General features: G+C 60.8%; 24 protein-coding genes and 1 pseudogene. 13 read left to right on the forward strand and 12 right to left on the reverse strand.

The features are described 5' to 3' along the window. Positions 1-16 precede the first annotated feature (16 nt). The 4 genes from alkB to ACLH0I_RS12095 all read right to left on the reverse strand — a co-directional run bounded on the left by alkB (position 17) and on the right by ACLH0I_RS12095 (position 2,197). Positions 17-697: a DNA oxidative demethylase AlkB gene (gene alkB, locus ACLH0I_RS12080; protein WP_250965540.1), complete on the reverse strand. Its 681-nt coding sequence runs from the start codon at positions 695-697 to the stop codon at positions 17-19. Beyond that, a complete protein-coding gene (locus ACLH0I_RS12085) occupies positions 684-1,403 on the reverse strand; it encodes a 2OG-Fe(II) oxygenase (protein ID WP_411387184.1) in 720 nt (239 codons plus the stop codon). The genes alkB and ACLH0I_RS12085 overlap by 14 nt, the downstream gene beginning before the upstream one ends. Positions 1,404-1,695: 292 nt before the next feature. Then, the gene (locus ACLH0I_RS12090) at positions 1,696-1,866 is read right to left on the reverse strand and encodes a hypothetical protein (RefSeq protein ID WP_250965542.1); all 171 of its coding nucleotides are present in this window, start codon (positions 1,864-1,866) and stop codon (positions 1,696-1,698) included. A 28-nt stretch (positions 1,867-1,894) separates the two neighbouring features. After that, positions 1,895-2,197, reverse strand: a complete 303-nt coding sequence (locus tag ACLH0I_RS12095) for a DUF1883 domain-containing protein (protein WP_003182962.1) — start codon at positions 2,195-2,197, stop codon at positions 1,895-1,897. A gap of 202 nt (positions 2,198-2,399) precedes the next feature. On the opposite strand from ACLH0I_RS12095, the gene ACLH0I_RS12100 reads away from it, so the two are divergent. Next, positions 2,400-2,750, forward strand: a complete 351-nt coding sequence (locus tag ACLH0I_RS12100; RefSeq protein ID WP_053122953.1) for a hypothetical protein — start codon at positions 2,400-2,402, stop codon at positions 2,748-2,750. Positions 2,751-2,860: 110 nt separating this feature from the next. Beyond that, entirely contained in the window at positions 2,861-3,091 is a 231-nt protein-coding gene (locus ACLH0I_RS12105) for a hypothetical protein (protein ID WP_186709307.1), read from the forward strand. A 13-nt stretch (positions 3,092-3,104) separates the two neighbouring features. On the opposite strand, the gene ACLH0I_RS12110 is transcribed toward ACLH0I_RS12105, so the two are convergent. Beyond that, on the reverse strand, positions 3,105-3,386 hold the full coding sequence (locus tag ACLH0I_RS12110; protein ID WP_186709309.1) for a hypothetical protein: 282 nt from the start codon (positions 3,384-3,386) through the stop codon (positions 3,105-3,107). Between the two features lie 129 nt (positions 3,387-3,515). After that, positions 3,516-3,728 carry a hypothetical protein gene (locus ACLH0I_RS12115; protein ID WP_060741669.1) on the reverse strand — a complete coding sequence of 71 codons (213 nt, stop codon included), beginning with the start codon at positions 3,726-3,728 and terminating at the stop codon, positions 3,516-3,518. Positions 3,729-3,962: 234 nt separating this feature from the next. Here ACLH0I_RS12115 and galU point away from each other — a divergent pair, with 234 nt between their 5' ends. The 4 genes from galU to ahpF all read left to right on the forward strand — a co-directional run bounded on the left by galU (position 3,963) and on the right by ahpF (position 9,050). After that, positions 3,963-4,802 (forward strand): UTP--glucose-1-phosphate uridylyltransferase GalU, encoded by an 840-nt coding sequence (gene galU, locus ACLH0I_RS12120; protein ID WP_003182953.1) that lies wholly within the window; start codon positions 3,963-3,965, stop codon positions 4,800-4,802. A 357-nt stretch (positions 4,803-5,159) separates the two neighbouring features. Further along, the gene (gorA, locus tag ACLH0I_RS12125) at positions 5,160-6,515 is read left to right on the forward strand and encodes a glutathione-disulfide reductase (RefSeq protein WP_411387185.1); all 1,356 of its coding nucleotides are present in this window, start codon (positions 5,160-5,162) and stop codon (positions 6,513-6,515) included. Positions 6,516-6,798: 283 nt separating this feature from the next. After that, positions 6,799-7,362, forward strand: a complete 564-nt coding sequence (gene ahpC / locus ACLH0I_RS12130) for an alkyl hydroperoxide reductase subunit C (RefSeq protein ID WP_053122943.1) — start codon at positions 6,799-6,801, stop codon at positions 7,360-7,362. Between the two features lie 125 nt (positions 7,363-7,487). Then, on the forward strand, positions 7,488-9,050 hold the full coding sequence (gene ahpF / locus ACLH0I_RS12135; protein ID WP_411387186.1) for an alkyl hydroperoxide reductase subunit F: 1,563 nt from the start codon (positions 7,488-7,490) through the stop codon (positions 9,048-9,050). A gap of 417 nt (positions 9,051-9,467) precedes the next feature. Here ahpF and gloA read toward each other — a convergent pair whose 3' ends face one another. Further along, positions 9,468-9,989, reverse strand: coding sequence for a lactoylglutathione lyase (gloA, locus tag ACLH0I_RS12140; RefSeq protein WP_186709321.1), 522 nt, complete (start codon positions 9,987-9,989; stop codon positions 9,468-9,470). 194 nt (positions 9,990-10,183) lie between these two features. Here gloA and ACLH0I_RS12145 point away from each other — a divergent pair, with 194 nt between their 5' ends. Further along, positions 10,184-10,711, forward strand: a complete 528-nt coding sequence (locus ACLH0I_RS12145) for a DUF4946 domain-containing protein (RefSeq protein ID WP_411387187.1) — start codon at positions 10,184-10,186, stop codon at positions 10,709-10,711. A 100-nt stretch (positions 10,712-10,811) separates the two neighbouring features. On the opposite strand, the gene ACLH0I_RS12150 is transcribed toward ACLH0I_RS12145, so the two are convergent. The 3 genes and pseudogenes from ACLH0I_RS12150 to ACLH0I_RS12160 form a co-directional block, all read right to left on the reverse strand. After that, entirely contained in the window at positions 10,812-11,177 is a 366-nt protein-coding gene (locus tag ACLH0I_RS12150; protein WP_072411532.1) for a histone-like nucleoid-structuring protein, MvaT/MvaU family, read from the reverse strand. A 223-nt stretch (positions 11,178-11,400) separates the two neighbouring features. Then, a pseudogene (locus ACLH0I_RS12155) lies at positions 11,401-11,637 on the reverse strand (EAL domain-containing protein); the annotation flags it as partial. Positions 11,638-11,679: 42 nt separating this feature from the next. Next, complete coding sequence (locus tag ACLH0I_RS12160) at positions 11,680-12,543, reverse strand: LysR family transcriptional regulator (RefSeq protein ID WP_411387188.1); 864 nt, start codon at positions 12,541-12,543, stop codon at positions 11,680-11,682. Positions 12,544-12,822: 279 nt separating this feature from the next. Here ACLH0I_RS12160 and ACLH0I_RS12165 point away from each other — a divergent pair, with 279 nt between their 5' ends. Continuing rightward, positions 12,823-13,767: a DMT family transporter gene (locus ACLH0I_RS12165; protein ID WP_411387189.1), complete on the forward strand. Its 945-nt coding sequence runs from the start codon at positions 12,823-12,825 to the stop codon at positions 13,765-13,767. Positions 13,768-14,017: 250 nt separating this feature from the next. Then, the gene (gene hppD, locus ACLH0I_RS12170) at positions 14,018-15,094 is read left to right on the forward strand and encodes a 4-hydroxyphenylpyruvate dioxygenase (RefSeq protein ID WP_250965553.1); all 1,077 of its coding nucleotides are present in this window, start codon (positions 14,018-14,020) and stop codon (positions 15,092-15,094) included. Between the two features lie 186 nt (positions 15,095-15,280). Here hppD and rarD read toward each other — a convergent pair whose 3' ends face one another. Together rarD and ACLH0I_RS12180 are read right to left on the reverse strand one after the other, a co-directional pair. Beyond that, a complete protein-coding gene (gene rarD, locus ACLH0I_RS12175; protein WP_250965554.1) occupies positions 15,281-16,165 on the reverse strand; it encodes an EamA family transporter RarD in 885 nt (294 codons plus the stop codon). Positions 16,166-16,319: 154 nt separating this feature from the next. Next, positions 16,320-17,333: an aldo/keto reductase gene (locus ACLH0I_RS12180; RefSeq protein WP_250966024.1), complete on the reverse strand. Its 1,014-nt coding sequence runs from the start codon at positions 17,331-17,333 to the stop codon at positions 16,320-16,322. Between the two features lie 393 nt (positions 17,334-17,726). Between ACLH0I_RS12180 and ACLH0I_RS12185 the strand changes: the two genes are divergently transcribed. The 4 genes from ACLH0I_RS12185 to ACLH0I_RS12200 all read left to right on the forward strand — a co-directional run bounded on the left by ACLH0I_RS12185 (position 17,727) and on the right by ACLH0I_RS12200 (position 22,523). After that, complete coding sequence (locus ACLH0I_RS12185; RefSeq protein WP_411387190.1) at positions 17,727-18,863, forward strand: glycerate kinase; 1,137 nt, start codon at positions 17,727-17,729, stop codon at positions 18,861-18,863. Positions 18,864-19,112: 249 nt separating this feature from the next. Then, the gene (locus tag ACLH0I_RS12190) at positions 19,113-20,297 is read left to right on the forward strand and encodes a pyridoxal phosphate-dependent aminotransferase (RefSeq protein ID WP_411387191.1); all 1,185 of its coding nucleotides are present in this window, start codon (positions 19,113-19,115) and stop codon (positions 20,295-20,297) included. Between the two features lie 218 nt (positions 20,298-20,515). Next, complete coding sequence (locus ACLH0I_RS12195) at positions 20,516-21,217, forward strand: response regulator transcription factor (RefSeq protein WP_122566285.1); 702 nt, start codon at positions 20,516-20,518, stop codon at positions 21,215-21,217. Positions 21,218-21,221: 4 nt separating this feature from the next. Next, entirely contained in the window at positions 21,222-22,523 is a 1,302-nt protein-coding gene (locus ACLH0I_RS12200) for an ATP-binding protein (protein ID WP_411387192.1), read from the forward strand. Positions 22,524-22,609 lie beyond the last annotated feature (86 nt).

Below are 22,609 nucleotides of genomic sequence, written 5' to 3' on the forward strand. Positions count from 1 at the left end.
GTCGAATTCTGCACCTTCACCCGGCGGTGCGAAACGTCAGGTTGATCCGCTGGGCGCCCAGGCGCGGGTGTTGTCCTTCCTTGAGCGGCAGCACGCCGTGGTAACGCAAGCGGTCCACGCCGCCCCAGACCACGATGTCGCCATGGAACAGCGGGATGCGCAGGCTTTTGTCGCTGCGCGCGAAGCCGCCGAACTGGAACACCGCCGGCAAGCCCAGGGACATCGAGACGATGGGGGCGTCGAGGGAGCGCTCGTTCTTGTCCTGGTGCAGCGACATTCGCGCGCCGGGCACATAGCGGTTGATCAGGCAGGCGTCGGGCTCGAACGCCTCGAACCCCGCCTGGCGGGCGGCAGCCTGGGCCAGTTCGCGAAACACCGCCGGCATGTCGGGCCAGGGGCGGCCGGTCTGTGGGTCATGGGCGGTGTAGCGATAGCCGCTGCGGTCGGTGGTCCAGCCCAGCGCGCCGCAACTGCTCAAGGCCACCGACATGGTAAAGCCGCCGGGCGTGACCATCTGCCGGAACGGCGCAGCTTGCAAGACGCTCTCCAGCACCGGCAGCAAGCGCTCGAGCCAGGGCAGGGCAAACCCGCGCAGCACGAACGCTTGCTGGCCGACTTGCTCTACCTGGCCGGGCGGGGTGGGCGCCTGCTCGGCGAACAGGTCCAAGGTGATCGGTGTGTCGTTATTGCGCATCATGAAAAATGATTCCCAGGGTGTGCCGTCTGCCACTGTGCACGCGGCTGACGCCATGGCGCATGTTCACCCGATAATAACCGCGAACGCCTTTGACCGGCCGCTGGTGCACAGCAAACACCAGCGCATCGCCCTGTTTCAGATCCATGACCAGGGGCCGCGACTGCATGCGCGGGCGTTGTTCGGTGAGGACAAACTCGCCACCGGTAAACTCCCGGCCCGGTTCCGACAGCAGGATCGCGACCTGCAAGGGGAACACCTGCTCGCCGTACAGATCCTGGTGCAGGCAGTTGTAGTCCTGCGGGCCGTATTGCAGCAACAACGGTGTGGGGCGCGATTGTCCGGCGGCGTGGCAGCGCTGGATAAAGTCGGTGTGTTTGTGGGGGTAGCGCACGTCCAGGCCCATGGATTCATTCCAGCGGTTCGCCAGCGGCACCAGCATGGGGTACAGCGACTGACGCAGCTGTTGGATGAGGTCCGGTAGCGGATAGCGAAAATACTGATACTCACCGCGCCCGAATCCATGGCGGGCCATGATCACCCGTGAACGGAAAAGGCTGGGTTCGGCGTACAAACCACTCAGTTGCCGGCATTGCGATGGCGGCAGCAGGTTGCGAATGATTGCACAGCCGTCCTGGTCGAGACTGTGCTCCAGGGTGGGCCAGTCCAGGTTGACGAGGTGTTGGGGCAGGGAAAGCGTAGGGGGCATGATGGCAATCCTTGTTGGAAAGGACTGTTCAGTCTGCGCAGTGCGGCGTTGCCGGGCACTCCGATTCTTGCGGTGCGCAGCCATCCCTGTGGGCTCTGTAGGAGCTGGCGAAGCCTGCGATCTTTTGATCTTGATCTTGATCTTGATCTTTCGCTTGAGACTCAAATGTCCGGGGAAAGATCGCAGCCTCGTTGCACTCGACAGCTCCTACAGAGCCGAGCGGGAGCAAGCTCCTTCGCCACAAAAGCATCGTGCCCACCCAGTGGCTACAAAAATCAATCAGGATGAGCCATTACAGCGCCTTGCTGACCTTGACCTCGCTGATCACATCGTCGGTCTCGCCGTGCAGCTTTTGCAACGCGGCCAGGGCTTCTTCCTCGGTGCCGGTTTCCAGTTGCGCGAATTCGAAACGGCGCTCGTTGTTGAGCTTGTACTTGATGACGTATTTGGTCGTCTGGGCCACGGTTTTGCCTTTCTTGAAAGGGCGATGTTCAGCTCAGTTTCGAGCTGGAGCGCCGGATGATCTTGATCTTGTGGGTCAGGGTCGGCTTGCGCGTGACGCTGATTGCACGGCGGTTGACGGTGTCGATGGTGATGTTCCAGAAACCGGTGCTCGGCGCCGTGATCCTGGCCGGGAAGGTGTCGAACGCGCCGCCGTGATACGTGTGCCGGCCGCCGTTCTTGAAGCTGCGGAAGTTGGCGTCGTTCATCAAACGGATGTTGCACATCTGCGAGCATTCGATGACGACAATGTCGTCTTCGTTCAGGTGCTCGCGCTGGTGAATGAATTTCATGGGCGCCTCCAGAAGGGCTTTTTCTACAAAATCAAAACGATAGCAAGGGGCAATGAGGCGCAGTTTATCAGCCCCGAGTGTTAATATCCGGCCCGCGCGCCAGGCTTTGTTCATTTATCGCAGGTAGCGGGAAAAAAAAGCGGTGCGGCACCGGAGCAAAACGGTGTTTGCACTGTCGGAGCATCTTTATTGGAGGAAACATATGAAGCGCAGCGTGTGGGTGTTGGCATTGGCCATGAGTGGATGTGCATCGGTATCGGACATCAACCAGACGCCCCCCACCATGAGCGTCATCTCCGGAAAGAAACCCCACGAATATGCCAAGTGCGTGGCCGACAAGCTGGCCAGCAGCCGTGGTTCGCTGCAGATGGAGCCGCACAAGAACGGCGTGCGGCTGATCGTCCCGGGCAAACTGTCGACCCTGCCAGCGGCAGTGTTCGACATTGACGAGCGTTCCAGTGGTAGCAGCATCAAGTTGCACGAAAGCATGTCCAACGTGCCCGTGCGTCCGGGCGACGTGCAGGATGCAGCCAACGCCTGCATTTCCGGCTGAACACCGTCAGCGCCTGACGAGCGGACCGGCCATCGGATAAACTGCTGTCCCTCGACAAAAAATGCCGCCACGGTCAACGTTGGCGGCATTGTCATTCATGGAGTCACTCGATGAAACGCGAGCAGGTGCGCGAGCGCCATGCGGAAGGCCTTATCTTTGCTACCCACGTGATCCAGAACCCGGCGAGCCCGGGCGAATGGATCGTGTTCTTCAAGAAAAGCGCCGGGCGCAGTTTTTTCCTGGTGGATGAGCAGGACGAAGTCGAGTCCTTCAGCCAGCTCGATGACCTGGTCGAGACCATACGTGGGCTGGGCATCAAGTTCGCCGAGATCCACATCTGATTTCTTTGCAAACTTATTTGCAGACCACCACGACACTGCGGCTGCTGAAGTTGCCGACGTCGACGCCCAGGGTCTTCTCGCTGTCCTTGGCCTGGGGCGTGCCGTCGGTGCCGACGATGCGGTAGCCAGTGCCGGCACAGGACGCATCGGCCTTTTCATAGCAAGTCGCCCAGGAATTGGCCTCGCCCGAACAGTCGATCGCCAAGCCTTGCTCACCATTATCGAGATAGGTTTTTTCGGCCGAGGCACAGCCCGCCAGGGCCAGGACTGTAAACAGCGCCAGAAGTGTTTTCATGGGATCGTCATCGAGGAGGGAAGGGCAATGGCGAGGTTATAGCGAATGGCCATTGCGGTACAGCTAAACAAGCCTCGTTCGATGCGCGGATGGCATTTACTAGAGGCTCGTCTGTTTATTTCCTGCGGCTCATTTCTTGCGGCGGGGGCTGCGGGCGGGGGCGCTTTCGCGTTCTTTTGTCGCTGGAGCCGCGCGTTCGTCCTGGAATACCGCAGCCACTTCCACTGCCATGGCCTTGCTGGGCAAGGGACCGGCGACCTGCTCGCCGTGGTAGTTGATAATCCACCACTGGCCGTCCTTGCCCTGGCTGACCGAATAACCGTTTGCGTTTCTTGCCGACATCTAGCTGCCTCAGTTGGCGTGATCAAGGCCGCCATGATACGTCAAATGCTCGCAAACAGCGCTCACTGGCGTACAGTGGACCGCTGCAGCCATCGAAACGAAAGGCGATTGAACTATCCGCCGTTTTTTATTTCTCTATGATGGCACCGGTTGGCCAGTGCGGGCATTGTAAGGTGCCCGTCGCCTGATTAGACTGCGCCGAAACTCGTACACACCGCCTTTTCAAGGACTTATATGATCAAGAAATGCTTGTTCCCAGCAGCCGGTTACGGTACTCGCTTCCTGCCAGCGACTAAAGCCATGCCCAAAGAAATGCTGCCGGTGGTGAACAAGCCACTGATCCAGTACGGCGTCGAAGAAGCCCTTGATGCGGGTCTGACTGAAATCTCCATCGTGACTGGCCGTGGCAAGCGCGCCCTGGAAGACCATTTCGACATCAGCTACGAGCTGGAAAACCAGATCAAAGGCACCGACAAGGAAAAGTACCTGGTCGGCATCCGCAAATTGCTGGATGAGTGCTCGTTCTCCTACACCCGCCAGACCGAAATGAAAGGCCTGGGCCACGCGATCCTGACCGGTCGCCCACTGATCGGTGACGAACCGTTCGCCGTGGTCCTGGCGGACGACCTGTGCGTCAACCTCGAAGGCGACGGCGTCCTGACCCAGATGGTCAAGCTGTACAAGCAGTTCCGCTGCTCCATCGTGGCGATCCAGGAAGTCGATCCGCAAGAAACCAACAAGTACGGCGTGATCGCCGGCGAAATGATCCGCGACGACATCTACCGCGTCCACAGCATGGTTGAAAAACCAAAGCCTGAAGACGCACCGTCGAACCTGGCGATCATCGGTCGCTACATCCTGACCCCGGACATCTTCGACCTGATCGAACAGACCGAGCCAGGCAAGGGCGGCGAAATCCAGATCACCGACGCCCTGATGAAACAGGCCCAGAACGGCTGCGTCATGGCCTACAAGTTCAAGGGCAAGCGTTTTGACTGCGGTGGCGCCGAAGGCTACATCGACGCGACCAACTTCTGCTTCGAGAACTTCTACAAGACGGGCAAGGCTTACTGATAGCCCGCGCCACGCCTTGAAAAAACGCCCCGAATGGTTCGGGGCGTTTTTTTTTGCTTGGGGAAAAATCTCGCAACGCCTCAATCCCACAAACAAAACCCTGTGAGGTATGAAAATCCTGAGACCACCCAAAACTACTGTGGGAGCGAGCTTGCTCGCGATGGCGGTGGGTCAGCTTGCATCGGTGCCGAATGTGCCGACGCTATCGCGAGCAAGCTCGCTCCCACAGAAATTGCGCTTAGGTTGCCCATTCGATCCAACCCAACTGGCTTTTCCATTTTCCGCCCCATAACCATCGCAACGCTGCCTCTGGCGAAAACAGCAGGTATGCTGGTGACCTGCCGAAGGAGATAGAAGATGGCCTACGATTTTGACTTGTATGTGATTGGCGCCGGTTCCGGTGGCGTGCGGGCTGCGCGGTTCGCCGCCGGTTTCGGGGCCAAGGTGGCCGTGGCGGAAAGCCGCTACCTGGGCGGGACCTGCGTGAACGTGGGCTGCGTGCCGAAAAAGCTGCTGGTCTACGGCGCGCATTACGCCGAGGACTTCGAGCAGGCATCGGCCTATGGCTGGACGGCGGGCGAGGCGAGTTTCGACTGGGCCACGTTGATCGCCAACAAGGACCGCGAGATCAATCGCCTCAACGGTATCTACCGTAACCTGCTGGTCAACAGTGGCGTGACGTTGCATGAAGGCCACGCCAGGATCAGCGGCCCGCACGAAGTCGAGATCAACGGCCAGCGCTACACCGCCGAACACATCATGATCGCCACGGGCGGCTGGCCGGTAATCCCTGACATTCCAGGTCGCGAGCATGCCATCAGTTCCAACGAGGCGTTTTTCCTCAAGACGTTGCCCAAGCGCATGCTGGTGGTGGGCGGCGGCTACATTGCCGTTGAATTCGCCGGGATTTTCCATGGCATGGGCGCGCAGACGTCCTTGCTCTATCGCGGTGACTTGTTCCTGCGTGGCTTCGACGGCGCCGTGCGCAAGCATCTGGCTGAAGAGCTGCAACGTCGTGGCCTGGATCTGCAATTCAACGCCGACATCCAGAGCATCGATAAAGAAGCGGACGGCAGCCTCAAGGTGACGCTCAAGGACGGTCGCACGCTGTCGACCGATTGTGTGTTCTACGCCACGGGCCGACGGCCGATGCTGGACAACCTTGGGCTGGAAAACACGGGCGTCAAGCTGGACGAAAAAGGCTTCGTGCAGGTCAACGAAAAATACGAGACCACTGAACCGTCGATCCTGGCCATTGGCGATGTGATCGGCCGTGTGCAGCTTACGCCCGTGGCCCTGGCCGAAGGCATGGCGGTGGCACGGCGGCTGTTCAAGCCCGAGCAGTATCGCCTGGTGGATTACCGGATGATCCCCACCGCCGTGTTCAGCGTGCCGAACATCGGCACGGTGGGCCTGACCGAAGAGCAGGCCCGGGAGGAGGGGCATGAGGTACAAATTTTTGAAAGCCGTTTCCGGCCGATGAAGCTGACCCTCACCGACTGCCAGGAACGCACCTTGATGAAACTGGTCGTCGATGCCAATACCGATAAAGTCTTGGGCTGCCACATGGTTGGACCGGACGCCGGGGAAATCGTCCAAGGCTTGGCCATCGCCCTCAAGGCCGGCGCCACCAAGCGCGACTTCGACGAAACCATCGGCGTGCACCCAACTGCCGCCGAAGAATTCGTGACGATGCGTACCCCCGTCGCCTGACGCAGCTTTATACGCTGCATAGAAGCTATGTAGGAGCTGTCGAGTGCAACGAGGCTGCGATCTTTCCCCAAACGCTTGAGTCCCAAGCGAAAGATCAAGATCAAAAGATCGCAGCCTCGTTGCACTCGACAGCTCCTACACGGCCCTACAGATTTCTTCTATCTATATAGATTCCTGATAGCCAAAACCAATCATTCGCATCAGGTTTGCCAATGAGCCAGCCTGGAGATGAGTGGGTAAGATCCTCTCCATCAACTTTTCAACCCCTGACGGAGAAACATCGATGCCTATCATCAACAGCCAAGTCAAACCGTTCAACGCCACCGCTTTCAAAAACGGCGCTTTCGTCGAAGTGTCGGACGCCGACCTGAAAGGCAAGTGGTCTGTCGTGTTCTTCTACCCGGCTGACTTCACCTTCGTCTGCCCAACCGAACTGGAAGACCTGGCCGATAACTACGCCGAATTCCAGAAACTGGGCGTCGAGATCTACAGCGTTTCCACCGACACTCACTTTGCCCACGCGGCCTGGCACAACACTTCGCCAGCCATCGGCAAGATCCAGTACACCATGATCGGCGACCCGACCCACGTCATCTCCCGCAACTTCGACGTGCTGATCGAAGAAGTCGGCCTGGCTGACCGCGGTACTTTCGTGATCAACCCGGAAGGCCAGATCAAGATCGTTGAAATCAACGACGGCGGTGTAGGCCGTGACGCTTCCGAGCTGCTGCGCAAGATCAAGGCCGCTCAGTACGTTGCCGCTCACCCAGGCGAAGTCTGCCCAGCCAAGTGGAAAGAAGGCGAGGCCACCCTGGCTCCGTCCCTGGACCTGGTCGGCAAGATCTAAACCTGTGAGTCATCCGAGGGCGATCCGCTCTTAATCAAGTAAGCCGCTTCGCCCCACAAAACGCCCGGGCGAGATTCGCTCGGGCGTTGTTTTTTCTGAAATTCAAAAAAATGGAAATCGCCCGTATGTTGGACGCCAATCTTAAAGCTCAGTTGAAGTCATACCTGGAACGGGTCACCCAGCCGATCGAGATCGTCGCCTCCCTCGACGACGGTGCGAAATCCCAGGAAATGCTCGCGTTACTCCAAGACGTTGCCAGTCTTTCCCACCAGATTACTTTGCTCGACAACGGCACCGATGCGCGCAAGCCTTCGTTTTCGTTGAACCGCCCGGGAGCCGATATCAGCCTGCGTTTCGCCGGCATTCCCATGGGGCATGAATTCACTTCGCTGGTGCTGGCCCTGCTGCAAGTCGGTGGCCACCCGTCGAAGGCCAGTGTCGAAGTCATCGAACAGATCCGCTCGCTCAAGGGCGAGTTCAACTTCGAGACGTATTTCTCGCTGTCGTGCCAGAACTGCCCGGACGTGGTCCAGGCGCTGAACTTGATGGCGGTGCTGAACCCGAACATTCGCCACGTCGCCATCGACGGCGCGCTGTTCCAGGCCGAAGTCGATGAGCGCCAGATCATGGCTGTGCCCAGCATTTACCTGAACGGCGTGAACTTTGGCCAGGGCCGCATGGGCCTGGAAGAGATTCTCGCCAAGATCGATACCAGCGGTATCGAACGCCAGGCCGAGAAAATCAGCGCCAAGGACGCCTTTGATATGCTGGTGGTCGGCGGTGGCCCGGCCGGCGCTTCGGCGGCGATCTACGCGGCCCGTAAAGGCATTCGCACCGGTGTGGCGGCCGAACGTTTCGGTGGCCAGGTGCTGGACACCATGGCCATCGAGAACTTCATCTCGGTCCAGGAAACCGAAGGGCCGAAACTGGCCGTCGCCCTGGAAGAGCACGTCAAGCAGTACGACGTGGACATCATGAACCTGCAACGTGCCGACGGCCTGGTGCCGGGCAAGGACGGCGGGCTGCATGAAATCAAGTTCGCCAGCGGTGCGAGCCTCAAGGCCAAGACCGTGATCCTGGCGACCGGTGCCCGCTGGCGCGAAATGAACGTGCCGGGCGAGCAGCAATACCGCAACAAGGGCGTGGCATACTGCCCGCACTGCGACGGCCCGCTGTTCAAGGGCAAGCGCGTGGCGGTGATTGGCGGCGGTAACTCCGGCGTCGAAGCGGCGATCGACCTGGCCGGTATCGTCGCCCACGTCACCTTGCTGGAGTTCGATGTGCAATTACGTGCCGACGCGGTGTTGCAGCGCAAGCTGCACAGCCTGCCGAACGTGACGGTGATCACCAACGCCCAGACCACCGAAGTGACGGGTGATGGCCAGAAGGTCAACGGCTTGCGCTACAAGGATCGTCCGAGCGGTGAAGTGCGCGACGTGGCGCTGGAGGGGATCTTCGTGCAGATCGGCCTGTTGCCTAACACCGATTGGCTCAAGGGCACCGTTGAGTTGTCACCCCGTGGCGAGATCATCGTCGATGCCCGTGGCGAAACCTCGATCCCTGGCGTGTTCGCCGCCGGTGACGTGACCACCGTGCCGTACAAGCAGATCGTGATCGCCGTGGGCGAGGGCGCCAAGGCTTCCCTGAGTGCCTTCGATCACCTGATCCGCACCTCCGCGCCGGCCTGAACAACCGATAGCGGAAAACACAAAACCCCATGAGCCATTGGCTCATGGGGTTTTTTATTCGAATCACGCATTCTCCTGTGGGAGCGAGCTTGCTCGCGATAGCTGCAGCCCATTCAATATTGATGTGCCAGACAGACCGCCATCGCGAGCAAGCTCGCTCCCACAAGGTAATGCCGTTCACTTAAGAAAAATGCTGACCCTGTGGTGAGGGAGCTTGCTCCCGCTCGGCTGCGAAGCAGTCGTAAACCGGCGGGGGCGGTGTGTCTGATACGCCGCACATGGCAGGTTTTGGGGCCGCTTCGCGGCCCAGCGGGAGCAAGCTCCCTCGCCACGGGTTTGTCGATTGCCTCAAGTGAACAGCATTGGCTCCCACAAGGGGGCTGATGTGGTTGTAGAACTTGTGATCCTGCTGTGGATTTACAACGGCGCAGGCTGGATGATCTCGACCCAGTAGCCATCCGGGTCCTTGATGAAGGCCAGGCTTTTCATGCGACCGTCGCTCAGGCGCTTCTGGAAGTTGCAGCCCAATGCTTCGAAGCGCTCGCAGGCTGCGACGACGTCCGGTACCGAGATGCAGATATGGCCGAAGCCGCGAGGGTCGGTGTTGCCGTTATGGTAGGCGAACGCCGGGTCGCTTTCGGTGCCGTGGTTGTGGGTCAGTTCCAGGATGCCAGGGATCGACTTCATCCATTCGGTACGCGCTGCCGCGTCCGCCGGGATCTGGTGCTTGTCCACCAACGCCAGGAAATACAGGCTGAATTCGGCTTCCGGGAAGTCGCGCTTTTCCACCAGCGAGAAACCTAGCACGCGGGTGTAGAAATCCAGGGACTGGGTGATGTCCTTGACGCGCAGCATGGTGTGGTTGAAGACGAACTGGGCCGTGGCGGCGTCAGGTTGGGCGGTGACGCCAGGGAAAGTATTGAGTTCGTGCAGGCTCATGGGCCCTCCGGAGAAAAAGTGGGGCAAACGGCGTCGCAAGCGTGGTCGCGACGGTTCCTGGGCTTGCGTCAACGGCTTCCTTGCAGCTGCGCCCATGATACGCAAGGGACGTGGCGCCGCCAAACCGCCCGTGGCTATTGCCTGGTTCTGCCTCGGCCTTCAGACTTCACGCTTCGTTCTTGAGTGCCAATGCAATGATTCGACCGTTCCTTTCGCTGTTTGTCCTGCTGCTAGTGAGCGTCGGCGGCGTCCAGGCGTCCGAACCGCAAATTACCTGGCCCCGGGGCTGGGTCGTCGAACCGCTGCCGGCAGAGGCATTGTCCTCGGCAGCCCCGGGAACCCTGCGCCAACGGGCCACCAAGAGTGATCCGGCAGGCAATGCCGTGATGGTCTTGGAACTGACCACGACCCCCGTCGCCCCCGATCACCAGGTCAACTTGCAAGGCGTGTTGCTGGAAATGCGCAAATCAATCCAGAAGGATTTTTTCCAGGGCGGTTATCAAAGTGTGTGCACTAAGGTGCATGCCTCCATGTTGGGTGGCGTAACTGCATTGGAAACCACTTGCACGATCACGCAAAACGGACGACATGTATTGTCTCAGGCACTCGTTGCGGCACTAAATGAGGGCAAGGCTTATGTGCTGTCCTATGCCGGGCAGGCGCAGGCGTTTGTTGAAAGCCAGGATGAAATACAGTCGGTGCGAAACAGTTTGAAACTATGATGCCTTCAACGTAATACCCCAAAGGGGTTAACCCTAAAGTTTAGTCCATAAAAAAGCCCTGAATATTCAGGGCTTTTTGGCTTGGGCTGTCAACGCACTGTCAACCCCGCAACCAGGAATCAACAGTCGCTGCACCGTATTGTTCTTTCCAGGCTTTCAGGCCGCGGTGATTGCCGCCCTTGGTCTCGATCAACTCACCGGTGTGGGGGTTCTGGTAAACCTTCACCACGCGCGCACGACGGGTCTTGGTAGGCTTGGTCGACTGCAGGCTTGCCTTGGACGGGTTCGGGTCGAGGATCGCGACGATGTCGCGCAGGTTCTTGCCGTAGGTTTTCATCAGTCCCTGGAGCTTTTCCTCGAATTCGATTTCCTTCTTGAGCCCGGCATCGTTCTTCAGTGATTCCAGCTGCTTGAGCTGTTCTTGAAGGGCCTTTTCGGCTGCACGAAATTCAGCGAGTCTGGACAAAATGATTACTCCAATCAAAATATTTGGCTGATACCAACCGCAAACAAAGCTATAAGCCAAGCGCCTTGAAGCGACTCGGTGTTAATGACTCTCTCCTGTTATGTGGCACAGGTAGAAAAATTGTAGTAGTTAATCCGGAAAGTGTAAATCGTAACTTTTTCGTTATGTAACAACAGCAAACGTTTTATCAATGGGCAGGTCGTCGTCAATAGATCGACGGCAGTTAACTGCCATTAGTGCCGGTCAACGCCTCAGCGAATGCCTGCCCGCTAATGGGGCGACCAAATAGATAACCCTGCAGAAAGTTCACCCCATTTGTGCTCAGGTAGTCGCGTTGTTCGACGGTTTCGACGCCCTCGGCCACCCTGTCCAAGTCCAACTTGCCCGACAGTTCGATGATGCTATCAAGGAGGTGGCGCGACAGGGCGTCGGCACCGATCATCGCGAGCAAGCTTTGCTCCCACAGGTTCAATGCCAGGCTCCCCCAGGTTTGATGCCGGGCTCATGACTGCCGGGCCAGTTCGATAAACGCCAGGGTGGCGGGCGAGGCCTGGCGGCTGTCCAATACCGCCAGGCCGATCTGGCGCGGCACCCGGGGCGACAAGGGCCTGGTGACGTAACCAGGGTTCTTGTCATCTGGCAATGACCCTTCGGACACCACGCTTACCGCCTCGCCACGCCTGACAACATCCAGGGTGCTGAGCAATTGCGAGCAACGCAAACGCACGTTCGGTGTCAGCCGGGCGGCATTGAACAGGCGCGTGACCAGCTCCGACGATCCCGCCTCGGTGAGCACGAAGGGGTCGTTGCACAGGTCCGCAAGGCTTAGGCTGGCCTGGGCGGCGAGGGGGTGTGCGGTGGGCAGCAAGGCGACCATCTGATCTTCCATGAGCATGTACGTATCGAAACGCTCCTCGGGCAGCACCACGAAACCGACATCGATCCGCCGTTCGTCCAACCATTGGACCACCTGCCTGTCGGGCCCTTCATCGATGTGCACTTCGATGCCGGGGTGCAAGGCTCGATAGCGCCGCAGGATTCCGGGCAGCAGTTTCATCGATGACGTCGGCCCGAACGAGCCGATGCGCAACGTGCCCCGGCGCATGCCCCGGGCATCAGCGGCTTCCTGGCGCAAGGTGTTCGCCAGCCCGAGCATGGCCCGGGCCCGCAGCAGCAATTGCTGGCCAATATCGCTGAGCTCCACCACCGACTGATGCCGCCTGAGCAATTCCACGCCCAGCTCTTGTTCCAGGGATTTGATGGCGTGGGACACCGCGGATTGACCAATACCCAAGCGCGTGGCCGCAGCGGTGAAACCACGCAGCTCGGCGACCAGGGAGAAGATTTCGAGTTGAGTAAGGGTCATGAGTGATTGCTCATTTTACGATGATCGAACATGAGCCGAACAATACGGCATCCCAACCGTCCACGGAACCGTGGCCCAGGCGCTTTTCCGTGGCGAGGGAGCTTGCTCCCGTGGACTGTGCAGGAGCTGGCGAAGCCTGCGATCTTTTGATCTTTCGCTTGGGATTCAAGTGTCTGGGGAAAGATCGCAGCCTCGTTGCACTCGACTGCTCCTACAGGGCCCAGCGGGAGCAAGCTCCCTCGCCACAGGTCATTCGTCTCATTTCAATGTGGTGGAACCATGAAAACCCTCGAACAAGCCGTCCCAACCCCCTCGGACCTGCCGGTCTACCTGAAGCTCGCCATGGTCACCATGATCTGGGGCGGAACCTTCGTGGCCGGCAGGATCCTTTCCGATGCCCTGGCACCAATGTTTGCCGCCAGCCTGCGTTTCCTGCTGGCCAGCATCGCGCTGCTGATGTTTCTAGGGTTGGCCGGAATTCCGCTGGTCCGGCCCAGTGCGAAGCAAGGGCTGCAGCTGGCTGCGCTGGGGTTCTTCGGGATCTTTTTCTATAACCTGTGTTTCTTCTACGGCTTGCAATACATCAATGCATCACGGGCTTCGCTGATCGTGGCGTTGAATCCGGCGGTGATCGGGCTGGCGTCCTGGTGGCTGTTCAAGGAACGGCTGAGCCGCTTGAAAGTGGCCGGCATCGTGCTGTGCATCGGCGGGGCGGGATTGGTGATCGTCAGTCGTGATCCGTCCTTGTTACAAGGCGCGGCGCAGGCCTGGATCGGCGACCTGCTGATTTTTGGCTGTGTGCTGGGCTGGGGGATCTATTCGCTGTTTTCGAAAAAACTCAACGAAAGCCTCGGCCCCTTGCAGACCGTGACCTGGTCGATTCTGCTGGGCACGCTGATGTTGTGGCTGGCCTGCGCGGCGGCGGGTGAGATTCGTCTCGAGACCCTGCGCGGGCTGGACGTGGAGCAATGGTTGAGCCTGTTGTACCTCGGCGTGCTGGGCTCGGCCCTGGCTTATATCGCCTGGTACGACGGCATTCGTCGGATCGGCGCGACCCGCTCCGGTGTATTCATCGCGCTCAATCCGCTGACGGCGGTGCTGCTGGGTGCGCTGCTGCTGGACGAACGGCTCACGGCGTTGATGTGTGTCGGTGGGGCCGTGATCCTGGCGGGCATCTTCCTGTGCAACAAACCCCTTGCGCGGTCGAAGGAAAAGGCGATTTGATACAGGAGGCGGACAAATTCGGTTACGCTGTGTAGAATCGATTTACGCATATAAGAATAACGTCTTCTGGCAGCAGAAGCCTCGCCCGCAAGAGCCTTGGGTCGACAATGAAGATACTTGGGTTTCAACTGATCTACGGCGATTTCCTCGCCCGCAGCGTTCGTGGCATTTCCTGCGCGCCGCCCCGTGCCCTCAGCATTGCCTGCAACTAACGTTTTTTTGTTAATTGACCGCATGATGAGGCGCCGACATGGCAGATCTATACGAAAACCCCATGGGCCTGATGGGCTTCGAATTCATTGAGTTCGCATCCCCGACCCCCAACACCCTGGAGCCGATCTTCGAGATCATGGGCTTCACCAAGGTGGCCACCCACCGGTCCAAGAACGTGCACCTGTATCGCCAGGGCGCGATCAACCTGATCCTCAACAACGAACCCCACAGCGTTGCTTCGTACTTCGCTGCCGAGCACGGCCCGTCGGTGTGCGGCATGGCGTTCCGGGTCAAGGATTCGCAGCTGGCCTACAAGCGCGCCCTGGAACTCGGCGCCCAGCCGATCCACATCGAGACCGGCCCGATGGAGCTGAACCTGCCGGCCATCAAGGGCATCGGCGGCGCGCCGCTGTACCTGATCGACCGTTTTGGCGAAGGCAGCTCGATCTATGACATCGACTTCGTGTTCATCGAGGGCGTTGATCGCAACCCGGTGGGGGCGGGCCTGAAGATCATCGACCACCTGACCCACAACGTTTACCGCGGGCGCATGGCCTACTGGGCCGGTTTCTACGAGAAATTGTTCAACTTCCGTGAGATCCGCTACTTCGACATCAAGGGCGAATACACCGGCCTGACCTCCAAGGCCATGACCGCGCCGGATGGCATGATCCGCATCCCGTTGAACGAAGAATCGTCCAAGGGCGCCGGGCAGATCGAAGAGTTCCTGATGCAGTTCAACGGCGAAGGCATACAGCACGTGGCCTTCCTCACCGATGACCTGATCAAGACCTGGGACCAGTTGAAAAGCATCGGCATGCGCTTCATGACCGCGCCGCCGGACACTTACTACGAAATGCTCGAAGGCCGCCTGCCGAACCACGGCGAACCGGTGGATGAACTGCAATCGCGAGGCATCCTGCTGGACGGTGCTTCCGAGCAGGGTGATAAGCGCCTGCTGCTGCAGATCTTCTCGGAAACCCTGATGGGGCCGGTGTTCTTCGAGTTCATCCAGCGCAAGGGCGACGATGGTTTTGGCGAAGGCAACTTCAAGGCGCTGTTCGAGTCGATCGAGCGTGATCAGGTGCGTCGTGGCGTGCTGGCGACCGAGTAAGGCCTGACCCATGAAAAAAAGCCCGCCCGGCTGTGATGCTAGGCGGGTTTTTTATTGCCCGTACCCATACAAAGTACAACTGTGGGAGCGAGCCTGCTCGCGATGACGGCGGCACATTCAACATGGATGTAAACTGGCCCACCGCTATCGCGAGCAGGCTCGCTCCCACAGGGTTTGGCGGTGACGTCAAGTTCGGCGCCGCTGCCGTACCAAGTGCTTGAATCCTTCGAACACCAGTACCGCCACCGCCATCCAAATGGGGATATAGGTCAGCCATTCCTCGGCCTTGATGCTTTCCCCCAGCAGCAGCGCAACCCCCAGCAGCAACACCGGTTCCACATAGCTCAACAAGCCGAACAGGCTGAATGGCAGCAGACGGCTGGCGACGATGTAGGACACCAGCGCCGAAGCACTGATGACACCCAGAATCGGGATCAGCAGCGACAGCCACGGGTACTGATCGAAGACGCCGAAGCCCTGTTCACCGCTCTGCACGAACCAGAGTGCCAATGGCAGCATCAATGTCATGTCCAGCCAGAGCCCGCCGAGGTTGTCGGTCTTGATGCGTTTGCGCAGGATGAAATAGATCGGATAGCCGATCACCACCAGCAAGGTTGCCCAGGAAAACCCACCCACTTGGTACAACTCGTTGAACACGCCGAGGGTGGCGAAGAACACCGCGACTTTCTGCAGATAGGAAAGGCGCTCGCCATAGACGAGCCGCCCGGTCAGGACCATCGACAGCGGCAACAGGAAGTACCCCAGCGACACGTCCAGGCTGTAGCCGTTGAGTGGCGCCCACATGAACAGCCACAGCTGTGCGCCCATCAAGGCCGATGACGCTATCGCGCCCAGCAGCAGGCGCGGTGTGGTGATCAAGCGTGCAACAAGATCCGAAACGAGCTTCCATTCACGGGAGATCAACATGAACGCGGTCATGCACGGCATCGTCAACAACATCCGCCAACCGAAAATCTCCAGGCCGGTCAGTGGCGTGAGCAACGAGGTGTAGTAATACATGACGGCGAACAGCACAGAGGCCGAGACCGATAGAGCGATGCCTTTGGACACTGAGGCCTCTTATTATGGGGGCTGGAAAACCGATGGTGAGGGTACATGTGGCGAGGGAGCTTGCTCCCGCTGGGTCGCGCAGCGGCCCCCGGAAAAGAGCGGCCGCTGCGCAGCCGAGCGGGAGCAAGCTCCCTCGCCACGATGTCCGTGAATGTTAAGACGTACGCGGCACGCGCCCCGGCACGAAATGCCCCACATCATTGAACCCCGGCGTCGAAGCATGCCCCGGCGTCACCAGCGAGTCGATGAAGGCTTCATCTTCCGCGCTGATCTTCACTGCTTGCGCCTTGATGTACGAATCCCATTGTTCCTCGGTGCGCGGTCCGACGATGGCCGAGGTCACGGCGCTGTTGTTCAGCACCCAGGCGATGGCGAACTCGACGATGCCCACGCCTCGGCCCTGGGTGTACTGCAGGATTTGCTGGGCAATGCGCAGGGATTCGACCCGCCATTCGGTTTCCAGGATGCGTTTGTCCTGGCGACCGGCACGGCTGTTGGCGTCCGGCGCCACGTCCGGCGCGTACTTGCCGCTGAGCACGCCACGGGCCAGGGGGCTGAACGGCACCACGCCGAGGCCGTAGTTCTGGGCCGCGGTGATCTGCTCGGTTTCCGCCTGGCGGTTGACGATGTTGTACAGCGGTTGGCTGATCACCGGCCGGTCGATGCCCAGGCTGTCGGCGATCCGTATCACTTCGGCGATGCGCCAGCCACGGTAGTTCGACAGGCCCCAGTAGCGGATCTTGCCTTGGCGAATCAAGTCGCCAATGGCCGACACGGTCACGTGCAGCGGGGTGTTGTGGTCTTCGCGGTGCAGGTAATAGATGTCCAGGTAATCGGTGCCCAGGCGCGTCAGGCTGGCCTCGATGCCATTGAACAGATGCTTGCGGCTCAGGCCGCTGCGGTTGGGCACGCCGTCCGGCGGGCCGAAACCGACCTTGGTGGCCAATACCCACTCCTGGCGGCGACTGGCGATGGCCTCGCCGACGATTTCCTCGGAGCGACCGTTGGTGTAGACGTCCGCGGTGTCGATGAAATTGATGCCCTGGTCCCAGGCCTTGTCGATGATCCGCAGCGAATCCTCGGTGCTGGTCTGTTCGCCGAACATCATCGTGCCCAGGGTCAACGTCGAGACTTGCAACCCGGAATGGCCTAGCGTGCGGTAGCTCATGACAAGATCCTTTTATCCATGGGAAAGGTCCAATCAAATACCAGAACCGCCGCGTGGATCCAACCGATTTCTCAACCCCTCACCCATCAACTGTGGGCGCGAGCTTGCTCACGATAGCGTCAAGTCAGCCAGCATTTGTATCGACTGGTTCACCGCCATCGCGAGCAAGCTCGCTCCCACAGTGGGTCGGTGTTATATGCAGATCCTGAGTTTACGCAGGCCCATGTGGGAGCGAGCTTGCTCGCGATGAGGCCGGCCGCTTCAACCTGAATTTCCCTGGAAAACCGTTTTTTGTAATCTTGAACAATAATGCCTGGTGTCTTTTGTGCGGCGGACCGGCGTCACGGCTGCGGTCAGCTGCCAGCATGCAGAGCATCGGAACCGGAGAATAATATGAAAATAATCATCGCCCCCGACTCGTTCAAGGACAGCCTCAGCGCCCAGGGCGTCGCCGATGCCATCGCCCTGGGGCTGGCCGAGGTCTGGCCGGATGCGCAGTTGATCAAATGCCCGATGGCGGACGGCGGGGAGGGGACGGTGGAGTCGGTGTTGGCGGCCTGTCACGGTGAGTGGCGCCGCACCCGGGTCCGCGGTCCGTTGGGTGTCGCCGTCGAAGCGCGCTGGGGCTGGTTGGCCGAGAGCCGCACCGCGATCATCGAGATGGCCGAGGCCAGCGGTTTGCAATGGGTGCCGCCGGGGCAACGCGATGCCTGTTCCAGCAGCACCTACGGCACTGGCGAGCTGATTCGCGCGGCCCTCGATGCAGGCGCCGGGCGGGTGATCCTGGCGATTGGCGGCAGTGCCACCAACGACGGCGGTGCCGGTGCGATGCAGGCCCTGGGCGTGGCATTGCTGGATGAGCAAAGCCAACCCCTTCCACCCGGAGGCCTGGCCTTGGCGAGCCTGTCGCGCATCGACCTGAGCGACCTCGATCCGCGCCTCGCCCAGGTCAGCTTCGAGATTGCCGCCGATGTCGATAACCCGTTGTGCGGCCCCCATGGCGCGTCTGTGGTTTTCGGTCCGCAGAAGGGCGCCACTGCCCAGCAAGTGCAGGCGCTGGACCAGGCCCTTGGGCATTTCGCCGAACAGTGCGCCCGGGCGTTGACCAAGGATGTGCGCGACGAGCCGGGCAGCGGCGCGGCCGGTGGCCTGGGCTTCGCGGCCAAGGCGTTCCTGGGGGCGCAGTTTCGTACCGGGGTGGACGTCGTCGCCCAGTTGACCGGGCTGGCCGAAGCGGTCAGCGGCGCCGACCTGGTGATTACCGGCGAAGGCCGTTTCGATGCCCAGACCCTGCGCGGCAAAACCCCTTTCGGCGTGGCCCGCATCGCCCGCCAACATGGCGTACCGGTGGTGGTCATTGCCGGCTCGCTGGGGGAGGGCTACCAGGCCCTGTATGAACATGGCATCGACGCCGCCTTCGCCCTGGCCAGCGGGCCGATGACCCTGCAAGAAGCCTGCACCGACGCCCCGCGCCTGCTGAGCGAGCGCGCCCGGGACATTGCTCGGCTTTGGCGGGTGGCCGCGCGGTAAGCTCGATAGGCACTTGAGAGCTGGGTGAACCTGTGGCGAGGGAGCTTGCTCCCGCTGGGCCGGTCCGACGCTTCGGGCGAAGCGGCCCCAAATGGAAGTGCCGACCAGATGCATTGAAGTGAATGGTTTCAGGGCCGCTTCGCGCCCCAGCGGGAGCAAGCTCCCTCGCCACAAAAGCGCTGCGAGGGTGGCGTGGTGTGTGATTTGAGATAGGGTTGAGGCTGGATATCGCGCAATCAGGAGAGATACATGCGCTTCTCAGCTTTGACCCAACGCATCACCGGCGAGGGTGCCGCCGCCTGGCAGATTCACGATCGGGCGCTGGCCATGCGCGAACAGGGTATGGATGTGTTGTTGCTGTCAGTGGGCGATCCGGACTTCGACACCCCGCGCGCCATTGTCGAGGCCGCCGTGGGCAGCCTGCGGGCCGGTGAGACCCACTATTCGGACATCCGCGGCTTGCACACCTTGCGGGCCAGCATCGCCCGGCGTCATCGCTTGCGCTGCGGCCAGCCGGTAGGGGCCGAACACGTCGTCGTGCTGCCGGGCGCCCAATGCGCGGTGTATGCGGTCGCGCAATGCCTGCTCAACCCTGGCGACGAAGTCATCGTCGCCGAGCCGATGTATGTCACCTACGAAGCGGTGTTCGGTGCCTGCGGCGCGAAAGTGCTGCCGGTGGCGGTCCGCCCGGAGAACGGTTTTCGGGTCGAGCCGGCGGACGTTGCCCGTCTTGTGACCCCGCGTACCCGGGCGATGCTGCTCAACAGCCCGAACAACCCATCCGGCGCCAGCCTGCCGATGTCTACTTGGCAAGCATTGGCGCGGTTGTGCATTGAACATGACCTGTGGCTGATCAGTGACGAGGTCTACAGCGACCTGCTCTACGACGGCGAACACATCAGTCCGGCCAGCCTGCCGGGCATGGCCGAGCGCACCGCGACGATCAACAGCCTGTCCAAATCCCACGCCATGACCGGTTGGCGGATCGGCTGGGTCGTTGGCCCCGAAGCCCTCACTGACCATCTGGCGAACCTGTCGTTGTGCATGCTGTTCGGCCTGCCGGACTTCGTGCAGCGTGCAGCGCAGGTTGCCCTGGAGCAAGCGTTGCCGGAAGTCGCGCAGATGCATGAAGAATATCGCCAGCGCCGGGACCTGGTGTGCGCCATGCTCGACGATTGCCCGGGGCTCAAGCCGGTGCGGCCCGATGGTGGCATGTTCGTGATGGTCGACATCCGCCAGACGGGCCTCGATGCTCAGGCGTTTGCCGAGCGCCTGTTGGACGATCACGGCGTGTCGGTATTGGCCGGCGAGGCGTTTGGGCCCAGTGCGGCGGGGCATATCCGCATCGGGCTGGTGGTCGATCAGCTGAAACTGGCGGATGCATGCCAGCGGATTGCCTCGTGTGCGGCGGACCTGCTACGGGCCCAGCGGTAAAGTTTTGTAGAGGCTGTGTGAAATTGTGTAAGGGTTTTGCTCGTGGATGAGCGGGGGCGTATATCCTTGGCAGCTTGAGATTTTCTGCGCCGGCGATATCGCCATCGCGAGCAAGCTCGCTCCCACAGGGTTTTGTGTCGTACCGAAGCCCCTGTGGGAGCGAGCTTGCTCGCGATGAGGCCCTGCCAGGCGCCACAGTACTTTTCCTGGAAACACCCATGCCCAACATCCTCCTGGTCGAAGACGACACCGCACTCTCCGAACTGATCGCCAGTTACCTGGAACGCAACGGCTATCAGGTCAGCGTGCTCAGCCGTGGCGATCATGTGCGTGAGCGGGCGCGGGTCGACCCGCCGGACCTGGTGATCCTCGACTTGATGCTGCCGGGGCTGGACGGCTTGCAGGTCTGCCGCCTGCTGCGGGCCGACTCGGCGACTTTGCCGATCCTGATGCTCACCGCCCGGGATGACAGCCACGACCAGGTCCTGGGCCTGGAAATGGGCGCCGACGACTACGTCACCAAGCCTTGCGAGCCCCGGGTGTTGCTGGCGCGGGTGCGCACCTTGTTGCGCCGCAGCAGCCTCACCGAGCCGCAGACGGCCAACGACCGCATCCTCATGGGCAACCTGTGCATCGATCTCTCCGAGCGCACCGTGACCTGGCGCGGGCAGCCGGTGGAGTTGTCCAGTGGCGAATACAACCTGCTGGTGGTGCTGGCCCGGCATTCCGGCGAAGTGCTGAGCCGCGACCAGATCCTGCAACGCCTGCGGGGCATCGAATTCAACGGCACCGACCGTTCGGTGGACGTGGCGATTTCCAAGCTGCGGCGCAAGTTCGACGACAACGCCGACGAAGCCCGCAAGATCAAGACCGTGTGGGGCAAGGGTTATCTGTTCAGTCGTTCCGAGTGGGAATGCTGAGCCGATGTGGAAGCTGCTGATTCGCCTGTACCTGGTCACCATCGTCTCCTACAGCGCGGCGATCTACCTGATGCCGGAGCTGGTGATCCGCCTGTTCCAGGAGCGTTTCCTGACCTACAACCTCGATTATTCCCGGGGCCTGCAAACCCTGATGGTCAAGCAGTTCCGCGCCGTGCCCAGCGAGCAGTGGCCGGCGCTGGCGGCGCAGATGGACAAGGAGTTCGAGCCGCTGCGCATCGAACTGGCCGCGGTCGATGACGAGGGCTTCAGCGCCGATGAGCAGGCGCGTCTCAAGCGCGGCGAGAACGTGGTACGCCTCGGCGACTGGGCCTGGCGAACCCTGGCGGCGGCGCCGCTGGACGAGCGCACGGCGGTGAAGATGGTCGTGCCGCCGGACCCGGCCGATGTCAGTTGGTTGTACTGGAGCATCAACGTGTTGATCGGCGCGACGATGCTGGCCTGCCTGTTGCTCTGGTTGCGGCCGCACTGGCGTGACCTGGAACGCCTCAGGCGAACCGCCGAGCGTTTCGGTAAAGGTCATTTGGATGAGCGTACGCACATCGCTTCCAGTTCGAACATTGGCAGCCTGGCCCATGTGTTCGACACGATGGCGGGGGACATCGAGAATCTGCTCAACCAACAGCGGGACTTGCTCAACGCCGTGTCCCACGAATTGCGCACGCCCCTGACGCGGCTCGATTTCGGCCTGGCCCTGGCGCTGTCCGATGACCTGCCGGCGCCCAGCCGCGAGCGCCTGCAAGGGTTGGTGGCGCACATTCGCGAACTCGATGAGTTGGTGCTGGAACTGCTCTCCTACAGCCGTTTGCAAAACCCGCAGCGCCTGCCCGAACGGGTCGACGTGGCGCTGGACGAATTCATCGACAGCATCCTGGGCAGCGTCGACGAGGACCTGGCGGCGCCGGACGTGGTCATCGACGTGCTGTTGCACGGGGCGTTGGAGCGTTTCGTGCTGGACCCGCGCCTGACCGCTCGAGCGTTGCAGAACCTGCTGCGCAATGCCATGCGGTATTGCGAAAAGCGCATTCAGGTCGGTGTGCTGGTCGGTGACCAAGGCTGTGAGATCTGGGTCGACGACGACGGCATCGGCATTCCCGACAGCGAGTGCGAGCGCGTGTTCGAACCGTTCTATCGCCTGGACCGCAGCCGCGACCGCGCCACGGGCGGCTTTGGCCTTGGCCTGGCCATCAGCCGCCGGGCCCTGGAAGCCCAGGGCGGCACGTTGACTGTCGAGGCTTCGCCACTGGGCGGGGCGCGCTTCAAACTGTGGTTGCCGACACCGTCCTGAGGTTCGCCGCGCGGTCTATTGCCCGACGCTGACCCTGTGGCGAGGGAGCTTGCTCCCGCTGGGCCGCCAAGCGGCCCCAATGCGCC

This window comes from Pseudomonas sp. MPB03 (assembly GCF_046605385.1).
In the GTDB taxonomy this organism is placed as follows: Bacteria; Pseudomonadota; Gammaproteobacteria; order Pseudomonadales; family Pseudomonadaceae; genus Aquipseudomonas; species Aquipseudomonas zanjanensis.

What these genes read in the sequence shown, in the direction of transcription:
- alkB (WP_250965540.1), bottom strand. Translation starts at nt 697, where the DNA reads ATGATGCGCAATAACGACACACCGATCACCTTGGACCTGTTCGCCGAG.
- ACLH0I_RS12085 (WP_411387184.1), bottom strand. Translation starts at nt 1,403, where the DNA reads ATGCCCCCTACGCTTTCCCTGCCCCAACACCTCGTCAACCTGGACTGG.
- ACLH0I_RS12095 (WP_003182962.1), bottom strand. Translation starts at nt 2,197, where the DNA reads ATGAAATTCATTCACCAGCGCGAGCACCTGAACGAAGACGACATTGTC.
- ACLH0I_RS12100 (WP_053122953.1), top strand. Translation starts at nt 2,400, where the DNA reads ATGAAGCGCAGCGTGTGGGTGTTGGCATTGGCCATGAGTGGATGTGCA.
- ACLH0I_RS12105 (WP_186709307.1), top strand. Translation starts at nt 2,861, where the DNA reads ATGAAACGCGAGCAGGTGCGCGAGCGCCATGCGGAAGGCCTTATCTTT.
- ACLH0I_RS12110 (WP_186709309.1), bottom strand. Translation starts at nt 3,386, where the DNA reads ATGAAAACACTTCTGGCGCTGTTTACAGTCCTGGCCCTGGCGGGCTGT.
- ACLH0I_RS12115 (WP_060741669.1), bottom strand. Translation starts at nt 3,728, where the DNA reads ATGTCGGCAAGAAACGCAAACGGTTATTCGGTCAGCCAGGGCAAGGAC.
- galU (WP_003182953.1), top strand. Translation starts at nt 3,963, where the DNA reads ATGATCAAGAAATGCTTGTTCCCAGCAGCCGGTTACGGTACTCGCTTC.
- gorA (WP_411387185.1), top strand. Translation starts at nt 5,160, where the DNA reads ATGGCCTACGATTTTGACTTGTATGTGATTGGCGCCGGTTCCGGTGGC.
- ahpC (WP_053122943.1), top strand. Translation starts at nt 6,799, where the DNA reads ATGCCTATCATCAACAGCCAAGTCAAACCGTTCAACGCCACCGCTTTC.
- ahpF (WP_411387186.1), top strand. Translation starts at nt 7,488, where the DNA reads ATGTTGGACGCCAATCTTAAAGCTCAGTTGAAGTCATACCTGGAACGG.
- gloA (WP_186709321.1), bottom strand. Translation starts at nt 9,989, where the DNA reads ATGAGCCTGCACGAACTCAATACTTTCCCTGGCGTCACCGCCCAACCT.
- ACLH0I_RS12145 (WP_411387187.1), top strand. Translation starts at nt 10,184, where the DNA reads ATGATTCGACCGTTCCTTTCGCTGTTTGTCCTGCTGCTAGTGAGCGTC.
- ACLH0I_RS12160 (WP_411387188.1), bottom strand. Translation starts at nt 12,543, where the DNA reads ATGACCCTTACTCAACTCGAAATCTTCTCCCTGGTCGCCGAGCTGCGT.
- ACLH0I_RS12165 (WP_411387189.1), top strand. Translation starts at nt 12,823, where the DNA reads ATGAAAACCCTCGAACAAGCCGTCCCAACCCCCTCGGACCTGCCGGTC.
- hppD (WP_250965553.1), top strand. Translation starts at nt 14,018, where the DNA reads ATGGCAGATCTATACGAAAACCCCATGGGCCTGATGGGCTTCGAATTC.
- ACLH0I_RS12180 (WP_250966024.1), bottom strand. Translation starts at nt 17,333, where the DNA reads ATGAGCTACCGCACGCTAGGCCATTCCGGGTTGCAAGTCTCGACGTTG.
- ACLH0I_RS12185 (WP_411387190.1), top strand. Translation starts at nt 17,727, where the DNA reads ATGAAAATAATCATCGCCCCCGACTCGTTCAAGGACAGCCTCAGCGCC.
- ACLH0I_RS12190 (WP_411387191.1), top strand. Translation starts at nt 19,113, where the DNA reads ATGCGCTTCTCAGCTTTGACCCAACGCATCACCGGCGAGGGTGCCGCC.
- ACLH0I_RS12195 (WP_122566285.1), top strand. Translation starts at nt 20,516, where the DNA reads ATGCCCAACATCCTCCTGGTCGAAGACGACACCGCACTCTCCGAACTG.
- ACLH0I_RS12200 (WP_411387192.1), top strand. Translation starts at nt 21,222, where the DNA reads ATGTGGAAGCTGCTGATTCGCCTGTACCTGGTCACCATCGTCTCCTAC.